This is a genomic window from Phenylobacterium sp. (assembly GCF_036963605.1).
Lineage (GTDB): Bacteria > Pseudomonadota > Alphaproteobacteria > Caulobacterales > Caulobacteraceae > Phenylobacterium.
The window spans coordinates 1-7,302 of the sequence record NZ_JBALUY010000117.1 but is presented as its reverse complement, the minus strand read 5'-3'; the positions used below and the strand labels follow the sequence as shown (position 1 = coordinate 7,302).

Genomic DNA, 7,302 nt, shown 5'->3' with positions numbered 1-7,302 from the left:
TACGGCCACGGCGGCTTCATGGGCCCGCCCGGCGGCCAGTGCGATCCGGCCAACTACAGCTATCCCTGGCGCGACAATTTCTGCGAGACCCGCTCGGCCGCCAACGGCCTGTGCCCCTCGGCGCGCGGCCACCAGGGCCAGGACATCCGCCCCGCCACCTGCCAGGCCCGGGTCCATCCGGTGGTGGCGGCCGAGGACGGGGTGATCACCTCCATCGGCAGCTACAGCGTCTTCATCCGCGGCGACACCGGCCGCATCTACCGCTACCTGCACATGGACATGGCCCATGTGCGCTCGATCCTGACCTCGGGCCAGCGGGTGGCGCGGGGCCAGCTGATCGGCCGCGTCTCCAACGATTTCGGCGGCACGGCCACCACCATCCACCTGCACTTCGAGATCAAGGCGGCGGTGTCCGACGGCGGGACCACCGCCGTGGTCTTCGTGCCCACCTACGCCAGTCTGGTGGACGCCTACGCCCGCCTCCTCAACGGCGCGGCCTGATCCTCCCCCACCGGAGGAGGGGGACCGCGAAGCGGTGGAGGGGGTCCGTCCGCGTCCCTGTTCTCAGCTCTCGGGAACCGGATAGGTCTCCGGCGTCAGCACCTTCGCCAGCCCCGCCAGATTGCGCGCGGCGTTCCTCGCCACCCGGTCGGCGTAGTCGTGCCCCTCGTCCGTCTCCGTATAGTCCGGCCCCGGTCCCGGTCCCAGATGCCAGTAGGCCCAGCTGTGCCCCGGAATGGTGAAGCCGATGTCGATCAGGGCCTGGCAGGTGGTGCCCACGATGTGGTGCGCCCCGTCCTCATTGCCGGTGATGATCACCCCGCCCAGCTTGCCGAAGGCGGCGGGCCGGCCCGTGTCGTCGGTCTCCGACAGCATGCCGTCCATGCGCTCCAGCGCCCGCTGGCACACGCTGGAGGCCTGGCCCATCCAGGTGGGGGTGGCCATGACCACGATGTCCGACGCCATGATCTTCTCGTGCACGGCGGGCCAGTCGTCGCCCTCCCCCTCGTCCGAGGTCACCCCCGGCCGGATGTCCAGATCCACCAGCCGCACCATCTCCACCAGACACCCCTCCCGGCGCAGCTGGTCCGCCAGCACCCCGGCGAAGGCCTCGGTGCTGGACGATGTCGGCGAGGCCTTCAGCGTGCAGTTCAGGATCAGGGCGCGCATGGGATCTCCTTTCAGGGTCCCCACACCAAACCCCGCCCGCCGCGCGGCGTTCCCTCTTCTCCCATCGGGAGAAGGGCTCAGCTGTCCGCGATCCGCTCCGGCAGCGGCGCCCCGATCACCTCGGCCACGGCCCACTGGGTGATCAGGAACAGGGCGTCCCTCTGGTGGTAGTAGTTCGACAGGGCGATCACCGTCACATCCTGCGCCGGGTGGTGCGTCGCCAGCGCCCGGAACCCGGACCAGCTGCCGGTGTGATAGATCTGCCCGGCCAGGAACCCCGGCTCCATGCGCGAGCCCAGGTCGGCCATGAACAGCCCATAGCCCCAGCCGCGCGGCGGCCGCCCCGGCGGGCCCTCGTCCCCCGGCGGATTGTGGGCGCTGGTCATCAGGCGATAGCTCCGGGCCGACAGCAGCCGCCCCCCGTGCAGCGCCCGGTTCCAGGCCAGCAGATCGTCCACGGTCGAATACAGCCCGCCCGAGGCATAGACGATGGAGGCGTTGGACTCCGGCTGCGGCGTCCGCCCGCCCGCCAGCCAGGCGTAGCCCATGGCCGTCTCCGCCGAGCCGTCGTCGAAGCCGGTGTCGTCCATGCCCAGCGGCTCAAAGAATTCGGTCCTCAGCCAGTCGTGATACCCCCGCCCCGTCGCCGCCTCGAGGATCGCCCCGGCCAGGTTGTAGCCGGCGTTGGAGTAGCGGATCTTCGTGCCCGGCTCGAAGCTGAGGCGGTATTCCGCCGACGCCGCCGTCAGCTGCGCGGGCGTCTGATGGGTGGTCCGCATCTCGCCCCAGCCGGGCCGCTGCATCAGGTCCGGAATGCCCGAGGTGTGGCTCAAGAGGTGGTGGATGCGCACCGGCGCCCAGGCCTCCGGGCACGGCTGGATCCACCGGCACACCGGATCGTCCACGCTCAGCACCCCCTCGTCCTGCAGCCGCAGGATCGCCGCCGCCGTGAACTGCTTCGACACCGAGGCGATGCGGAACCGGGTGTCCAGCGCCATGGCCTTGTCCAGCTCATGGTTCGCCGTGCCGTACGCCTTGCGGAACAGCACCTCGTCGCCCCGCGCCACCAGCACCGCCCCGCTGAACCCGCCGGTCACCTCCAGCCCGTCGATCTTCGCCGACAGCTGCGGCAGCTGATCCACCACCACCGGCTCGGCCCTTGCCGGCGCCGCCGGAACCGCCGCCTGGGCCTCATCCACCCGCCCCTGCCGCTCACAGGCGGAGAGGGAAAGGGAGAGGAGAAAAAGGCCGGAAATCAGAACTCTAGTCACGCACGCATCCAGGCAAGGGGGGGATTCGGCATCCTACTCTGCCCTCGGAAACTCTGTACTGGCCGGGATTCGCTAAATCCCCAACGCCGTACGGGCTTCGGAGGCAGTGACCACTTCCTTCGAAATTTCGTCATCCATGTCTTTCACCGGCGAGAACGGCATAAGTTCTGGCATCTCAAAATCACGCCCCTCAAGGTGAACGATGAGCGCCATTGAAAGACTCACAATATTAACCCAGCGATGGGCGATACCATAAAGAATCAACAACTTCATTGTGGGCAGTCTAACATTTCCCTTCGGTCGTCCAATATTCTTCGGAGAAAACTCGAATATAATTGATAAATTTTCAGCATTTGCGCTTTCGTTATACATACGAATTTCATCGAGCAATTTTGCCAATGCTTCGTAAGCAGATGTTTGCGTATAAGAACCACTGACTCTATCATAAGTTAGAAAAAGGCTCGATTTAATGGCATCATTTATAACAACGGCGTTTAGCTTCCTCCCTAACGTATGGATCATCACCGTACTAAATGACTGCCACTTTTTCGCATCTATTGCGAATGTATCATCAAATCGATCGGTCCGTTCTATCGGACAATTGGCGATATGCTCCCTCAAAAACTGCCTATAATCCCTTGGCGTTTCATCAATTTTGATCAAAAATCGGCCCAAGACTGTTAGCAGTTCATGCTGCAAAGCCTTTGCATATGCGGCCTCGTCGGCTGTGCGGCCGGAAAAAGACAGCGGATTCAATACATCGTGCACGTCTCTAAAGCTTGAGAAGCGATGAATCCAGTTGCCGGTGGGCTTTACCCCTCCCGTCTTCACGGCTTGGCCCGTCTCGAGATTTCGACCGATCTCGGCCAAAAACTCGCTGATAAAGGTGGCATCTGTCGCGAACTTGCTCGGATAATCTTGAGCCATTTTCCGTTCGGTCTCGCTCATATCGAGCTGAGCTAGGTGACGGGAGAGGGCCTTTCGATCCTCACGCATTTGCCAGACCTCTGAGCGCACCAACGTGACTATCTTTAACAGCCCCTGCCGGTGTCGCTCATATGCCGTCCGATACTCCTGCTGAGTAATGCTGACTCTGCTGGACTCGTCATACCATCCACCGACACGGCTACCCACCAGAAGGACAAAATAATCCGCCTGCTCAATACTTTTCAGGCACGCCTCGTAACTGTGCTGCTCAAGATTTCCGCCGAAGTCATTGAATTCCGAGGCGAGCACGCGACAGCCTCGGGATTCAAGGGTGAATTTTATCGCACCACGAAGGTCCTGAAAGTCGTAGATGGTCGACGAAAGAAAGAATGTAGGACGTTTGGCCATGACAGCCTTAGTAAGGCTGGAAAATGAGACTTGCTAGACGCTTGCGTCATATCTCGAATGCCCCTGAGCCAAGCGGGTTAGGCCGTTGCTTCTGCCCCGCCCCTTGCCCCACTCCCCGAGTCGGCCGAACACAGAGACAGGCGAAACCGCATCAGGGGGCTTCGATGGCGGCCGACACTCCAGCCCGCGACATCCCCATGCCGGGCGCGGCCGAGGCTTGGCGGCTGTGGACGCGGCTCAAGGCCCACTTTCCGGCGTGGAGCCTGATCCCGTCCAGTGTCTACACCCCGGGCGCATGGGGCTATCTGGGCGTCGATTTCATCACCGGCTTCCGCCGCAATCCCTCGACCATCGCGGCCTTCGACATCCTCGCGGGCGCGGACGAGGCGACCTTCGACGCCGTGGTGGCGCTGGCCGCCCTCAATGCGCGCCGTCAGGACCAGATGTTCCGCGCCGTGGTGATCGCCTACCTCACCGTGCCCGTCACCCTGCTGGCCCTGCTCGCGGAAGTCGCGGGCGCCAGCATCATGCCCTTCGTCCGCGACCATGCTGATGTGGTCATCCCCGTCATCGTCGCCTCCGCCGCCGCGCCCCTGTCCTACGGCATGAGCGCCTGGCGGTCGCGCCAGATGCTCGGCGTGCTCGACCTCATCCGCATCGAACGGGGTCAGACCCCGTTCACCGCGCTTGAGCTTCGCGACGAATAGGCGTCCATCGCAGCCCGCGACCGCCCTTAATCCCCGCATTTCCCGCCCCCAATGCCTTGTGAAACAAGGCCCCGCCCTCAAAATCCGGCCTTGTTTCACCGCCGTGTCCGGGGGCGCCGCACACTGGCGGGCATGGACATCCGATTTCGCTACCTCCCCGACAGCCCGCCCGTGTTCAACACCGACCGCAAGGTCCGCGCCGCGCGCTGGGCGGCGGCCAGGGCCGACTATCTGGCCGGGGCCAGCGCGGCCGAGGTCTGCGAACGCCACGGGCTGAAGCTCTCCACCTTCCGCCTGCACGCCAAACAGGGCGGCTGGCGCCGCGCCGACCAGGCCGCGCCCTTCCTGGGCCCGGACACGCCTGACCCGGCGCCGCCCGCGCAGCCCTCACAGAACGAACCCCTCGTCATCCCGGACGCGCCATCGGGCGCGAGCCGGGATGCGACGGACGCGCCGACCCCGCCCCTCACCGCCGCCCAGATGGCCGCCAAGGCCTGGACCCACGTTCAGGCCGCCATCGCCGCCGGCCGCCAGATCGAGGCCCGGGGCTGGCTGCGCATTCACAAGGAGCTGCAACCCCACGTCCGCGCCGAGGAAGGCGCCGAACGCCGCGCCCGCATGGATCGCGAGGACGCCGAACGCCGCGACCGGGGCGAGCCGGAACCCGAAATCGACCTGACCGGCCCCTTCCCCACCCGGACCCTGGGCGCCCTCGCCGCCGAAATCCAGGCCCTCACCCGCATGGCAGGCGAGGACGATGTTGGACTCCAATTGGACTGTTTTTCACGGTCGGAGTCCAATGACGGTGCGCCGGGGCCATGACCCCAGACAACCCCGTGACTCCGCTCACCCCGGCGACCCAAAGGGCGGCGCGCAGCAGCCAGGGCTGGGGTCCAGATCACAGGGCTGAATGTTGGACGCCCTGGCGCGCCTCAAGGCCTGACCGCCGCGCCCGCCATCTGGATCCCGGCCTTCGCCGGGATGAGCGGGTGCTGTGGAACGGCCGGCGTCAGACTCCAATCGGACTGCTTTTCACGGTCGGAGTCCAACAGCGGGAGGCCGGGCCCTGACATCGCCAGCATCGCCCCTTGTCATCCCGGAAACGCCGCAGGCGTTATCCGGGACGGGACGCCATCCCCGCTCCGCCGCAGCCCGTCGCCCGGCTCAGCCTCGCGGCTGCCCGGGCGCGGGATCAACACGCGCGATGAGCGGAGGCGCCCTCAGTCGACCCCCAGCCGGGCCTTCAGGATGGCGTTGACCGCCGCCGGATTGGCCTTGCCGCCGGTGGCCTTCATGACCTGGCCGACGAACCAGCCCAGGGCCTGGGGCTTGTCCTTCACCGCCTCGGCCTTGTCCGGGTTGGCGGCGATGATGGCGTCGACGGCCGCCTCGATGGCGCCGGTGTCGGTGACCTGTTTCAGGCCGTGCTTCTCAACCACCTCGGACGGGCCGCCCTCGCCGTTCCAGACGTGGTCGAACACCTCCTTGGCGATCTTGGACGAGATGGTCCCGTCCTCGATCAGCTGGACCAGCTCGGCCACATGGGCGGCCGGGACCGGGCTCTGGTCGAAGTCCAGATGGTCGGCGGCCAGCCGGGCCGACAGCTCGTTGGTCACCCAGTTGGCCACCAGCTTGGCGTCGCGCCCCTTCGCCGCCGCCTCGAAATAGTCCGCCTTGGCCTGTTCCGAGATCAGCACCACGGCGTCGTATTGCGACAGGCCGTACTGGCTCATCAGCCGCTTGCGCTTCTCGTCGGGCAGTTCCGGCAGGGAGGCCCTGATCTCGTCGATCCAGGCCTGCTCGATCTCCAGCGGCAGCAGGTCCGGGTCGGGGAAGTAGCGATAGTCCATCGCCTCCTCCTTGGAGCGCATGGACCGGGTCTCGCCGGACGCGGGGTCGTACAGGCGGGTCTCCTGATCGACCTTGCCGCCGTCCTCGAGGATCTCGATCTGGCGCCGGGCTTCGTAGTTGATGGCCTGGCTGATGAAGCGGAACGAGTTGACGTTCTTGATCTCGCAGCGGGTGCCCAGGTGGCTGAAGTCCCCGGTTTCCTTGAACCGGTCATAGCCGCCGGCGCGGCAGACCGAGACGTTCACGTCGGCCCGCAGGTTGCCCTTCTCCATGTCCCCGTCGCAGGTGCCCAGATAGATCAGGATGGTCCGGATCTTCTTGACGTAGGCCACCGCCTCCTCGGGGCTGCGCAGATCCGGCCGCGAGACGATCTCCATCAGGGCCGTGCCCGCCCGGTTCAGGTCCACATAGGATTCCGTGGGCGACAGGTCGTGGATCAGCTTGCCGGCGTCCTGCTCCAGATGCAGGCGCTCGATGCCCACATTGAAGAAGGAGCCGTCCTCGGCCTCCACCTCCACCACGCCCTCGCCCACGATGGGGTGATACAGCTGGCTGATCTGATAGCCGGTGGGCAGGTCCGGATAGAAATAATTCTTCCGGTCGAACTGGCTGAAGGTGTTGATCCGGGCGTTAAGGCCCAGCCCCGTCCGCACCGCCTGTTCGACACAGAACTTGTTCAGCGTCGGCAGCATGCCGGGGAAGCCGGCGTCCACCAGCGACACCTGCTCATTGGGCCCCGCCCCGAAGCCGACGGCGGCCCCCGAGAACAGCTTGGCCTTCGACGCCACCTGGGCGTGGATCTCCAGCCCCATGACGATTTCCCAGGCGCCGGTGCGGCCCTGGATGAGTTTGGTGTCAGTCTTGGTGTCGGTCATGGACATAGCTCTACCCCTCTCCCGTCGGGAGAGGGAGGGGCCCGATCAACGAAGTTGAGCGGGAGGGTGAGGGGTTACGGCGCCGGCCAGCCT

Annotated in this window: 7 protein-coding genes; 3 read left to right on the top strand and 4 right to left on the bottom strand. The window is 65.6% G+C overall.

Features of this window, described 5'->3' with window-relative positions; translation table 11 throughout:
• The coding region (locus V7702_RS16115) for a M23 family metallopeptidase (RefSeq protein ID WP_335651100.1) at positions 1-501 on the top strand (501 nt) is incomplete at its 5' end.
• 63 nt (positions 502-564) lie between these two features.
• On the opposite strand, the gene V7702_RS16110 is transcribed toward V7702_RS16115, so the two are convergent.
• The 3 genes from V7702_RS16110 to V7702_RS16100 all read right to left on the bottom strand — a co-directional run bounded on the left by V7702_RS16110 (position 565) and on the right by V7702_RS16100 (position 3,776).
• Positions 565-1,170, bottom strand: a complete 606-nt coding sequence (locus tag V7702_RS16110; RefSeq protein WP_335651099.1) for a flavodoxin family protein — start codon at positions 1,168-1,170, stop codon at positions 565-567.
• A gap of 77 nt (positions 1,171-1,247) precedes the next feature.
• Positions 1,248-2,441, bottom strand: coding sequence for a serine hydrolase domain-containing protein (locus V7702_RS16105; RefSeq protein ID WP_335651098.1), 1,194 nt, complete (start codon positions 2,439-2,441; stop codon positions 1,248-1,250).
• Between the two features lie 72 nt (positions 2,442-2,513).
• The gene (locus tag V7702_RS16100; RefSeq protein WP_335651097.1) at positions 2,514-3,776 is read right to left on the bottom strand and encodes a DUF4062 domain-containing protein; all 1,263 of its coding nucleotides are present in this window, start codon (positions 3,774-3,776) and stop codon (positions 2,514-2,516) included.
• 164 nt (positions 3,777-3,940) lie between these two features.
• On the opposite strand from V7702_RS16100, the gene V7702_RS16095 reads away from it, so the two are divergent.
• The gene (locus tag V7702_RS16095; protein WP_335651096.1) at positions 3,941-4,483 is read left to right on the top strand and encodes a hypothetical protein; all 543 of its coding nucleotides are present in this window, start codon (positions 3,941-3,943) and stop codon (positions 4,481-4,483) included.
• Positions 4,484-4,615: 132 nt separating this feature from the next.
• Positions 4,616-5,305 (top strand): hypothetical protein, encoded by a 690-nt coding sequence (locus tag V7702_RS16090; protein ID WP_335651095.1) that lies wholly within the window; start codon positions 4,616-4,618, stop codon positions 5,303-5,305.
• Between the two features lie 398 nt (positions 5,306-5,703).
• Here V7702_RS16090 and gatB read toward each other — a convergent pair whose 3' ends face one another.
• Positions 5,704-7,209, bottom strand: coding sequence for an Asp-tRNA(Asn)/Glu-tRNA(Gln) amidotransferase subunit GatB (gene gatB / locus V7702_RS16085; RefSeq protein WP_335651094.1), 1,506 nt, complete (start codon positions 7,207-7,209; stop codon positions 5,704-5,706).
• Between the last annotated feature and the right edge of the window lie 93 nt (positions 7,210-7,302).

Excerpts from the sequence above, each read along its gene's own strand:
- V7702_RS16110 (WP_335651099.1), bottom strand. The coding sequence starts at position 1,170 with ATGCGCGCCCTGATCCTGAACTGCACGCTGAAGGCCTCGCCGACATCG.
- V7702_RS16100 (WP_335651097.1), bottom strand. The coding sequence starts at position 3,776 with ATGGCCAAACGTCCTACATTCTTTCTTTCGTCGACCATCTACGACTTT.
- V7702_RS16095 (WP_335651096.1), top strand. The coding sequence starts at position 3,941 with ATGGCGGCCGACACTCCAGCCCGCGACATCCCCATGCCGGGCGCGGCC.
- V7702_RS16090 (WP_335651095.1), top strand. The coding sequence starts at position 4,616 with ATGGACATCCGATTTCGCTACCTCCCCGACAGCCCGCCCGTGTTCAAC.
- gatB (WP_335651094.1), bottom strand. The coding sequence starts at position 7,209 with ATGACCGACACCAAGACTGACACCAAACTCATCCAGGGCCGCACCGGC.